Below are 2,499 nucleotides of genomic sequence, written 5' to 3'. Positions count from 1 at the left end.
GTTTTTGGGATTGCAAAGATATAAATTATTTCGCTTATTCCTAGAAAAAAATTACTTTTTTTCTCCCTATTTCAAATACTCTTTTGAACGTCTCACTCTATCTTTAAGCGGCTGCAAATATACAAACTTTAATTTCTTAATTCCAAATAAATCTGAAAAAAAATTAAGCTTTTTTTCTTCACTTTTCTTACAACTTGATTTATAAATCATTCCCCAAGTTTGGAGTGCAACATAAAATACAAATTTTCACAATAATGATCCATTAATAGAAACTCAATCATAAAAAATCCAAGAAACTCCAAATTTAAATACAGGTTGAGGCGAAGGATAAAATGGTGCAGTAAAGTAATAATTTTTACTTATAGCACTATTTAAATAATCATACCGCAAAAATAAACTAGCCCTATTAATATTAAAGTTTATAAATGCATCCATGCGATGATAATCTTTCTGCATAATTTCATTTTGTGTATAAAACACACCTGAGATAGGCATATAAGCATCCGCATAATAAGAACTAGAATAACAATAATCAATACCTATCTGCATCAATAACTTCCCTCCTGTAGATTGAAAATTAAATAATTTCTCTAAATAAAGGGTTTGATATAAACTATATTCGGGCAACCTAATAATACTATCACTTGTTCGTTGATATAGAAATTTTGTTTTAGAATGAAAAGGCCCAAGATTTATTTCTTTTAATATCTCGCCAGAAAGTACGTTTATTTGGCCTCTATTTTGATTTATTATAGCACTTTCATCAAAAAAGAAATAATTTGAAACCTGACCATATGTTAATTTTAGATCAAAAGATCTTTTTTGATTTCTATAATACAATTTCAAATCCCATTTTTCTTCCATTCTAAAATGGCTATTCTCCCATTGAAAATGATTTGAATAAAACTTCTCATAATAGAAATCTGGATTCCTATTTACATAATTTACTCTTAATCCAATTTCATTATTTGATTTTACCAAATAACTTGTATTAAAATTAACTTTGGAATTTTCGTTTTTGTATCCTTCAAAATAGTATTCACCAAACAATAGATAATTTAATTTTCCAAACCCACCATTAAAAACAGCATTTAAAGACGTACTCCCTTTTGCTAAATTCATTTTCGCCCCTAATACAGTATCTTTATCGGTATAACTTATAATTTCAGGTTTTATGTACGAATAGTCCATCTGCTCATTATAAAGGGACAAGCGAATGTTATGATTTAGTTTGCTAAAATTAAATGATACCTTATTTGCAATTCTTGTTTGATATACTTTATCGTAAGTTTTATTTGAATCAAGAAATACATTTACTTCATTGTAAAATGAATCTACATCAATAGTATTATCAAAATATTTTCGCACGTCCCTATCATAAATGAACTCATGTGTTAAACTATATCCTGACAATTTCACTACCTTTATATATGTTGTATCATAAATAATACTATCCTGCCGCACAATATTATTAACATCCAAACTAGTATCTTTAGATAAAGTTCGATCAAAAGCGTCAGTCATTACTTCTTCATCTGAAAGAATATCACTTGAAGAACCTCTTACCTTCTTAGCTTTTCTTTCTGTAACATTTATTTTTTCAGAAACTCTTCCAAACTTGTATTCGTTAATTAATTTCAAATTTGTTGAATAAACATGTATAGAAGCATCCTCTTCTTTAACGGGAATATTTCTTCTATTTCGATACTCATCACTACCGAGATAATCCAAACTATCAATACCTCCATTTTCTTGGGCTTTCAACCTATTAAATGCCAATGCCCCGTAAAAGCTATATCTTTTCTTTTTGTAACTAGAAAATATTGACAAATTATTTTGTTTAACTTGCTGATTTAAATACCTCCCATCGGAAGAAATCATATCATAATCAATTCCTACGTTTAAATCCTTTGTTATATTTTGAGTATGCAACACACCTAAAGTTTGTTCACTTTCATTTTTAGGACCTGCATTCGAATAAGATATAACTGAAAACTGTTGTTTAGTATTATAATATTTCTGATTCTGAGGACTATGGAAATAAATTGAATAAGGCTCACTAAAAATAAATCCTGTAGATAAATCCTCTCTATTAAAAAAAGAATTGATTTGCGCTGCACTTCCTAAATTACCAAGGTAATTTAGTGGGTATTCATTTTTTAGAATAAGATTAAAATTTTGAAAGTATTTAAGTGATGTATCTATAGAAACTATTTCATCCTCCAAATTTAAAGAATTAAGTTTCCAGGAATAAATTAATTTATTTTCCAAACTATCAGTTTGACTGTAAAGTTTTAAGGAGATGCTAAAAATAGCAATTGTAAATATTATCAATTTAAATTTCATGAACACAAAGATAAAAAATCAGTTCATATAAATCTGCAGATAATCAAAAAGATGAAGAAAAAAGGTGGTGTTTTTTTAAACAAAAAAAGCCTCAATCGTTATGATTGAGGCTTTAAATAAAGTTGGCGACGACCTACTCTCCCACAAATGCAG

The 2,499-nt window shown here is 27.8% G+C and carries 2 protein-coding genes; one reads left to right on the top strand and one right to left on the bottom strand.

Features of this window, described 5'->3' with window-relative positions; all coding sequences use genetic code 11:
• Positions 1-205, top strand: a 205-nt coding sequence (locus tag JEY78_RS15740; RefSeq protein WP_291853701.1) for a hypothetical protein, incomplete at its 5' end; no start/stop codon positions are given.
• Positions 206-273: 68 nt separating this feature from the next.
• Here JEY78_RS15740 and JEY78_RS15735 read toward each other — a convergent pair.
• A complete protein-coding gene (locus JEY78_RS15735) occupies positions 274-2,271 on the bottom strand; it encodes a putative porin (RefSeq protein WP_291853698.1) in 1,998 nt (665 codons plus the stop codon).
• Positions 2,272-2,499: the final 228 nt, after the last annotated feature.

The organism is Lutibacter sp. (genome assembly GCF_016342705.1).
Taxonomy (GTDB): Bacteria; Bacteroidota; Bacteroidia; order Flavobacteriales; family Flavobacteriaceae; genus Lutibacter.
This window is presented reverse-complemented; position numbering and strand designations above follow the sequence as displayed.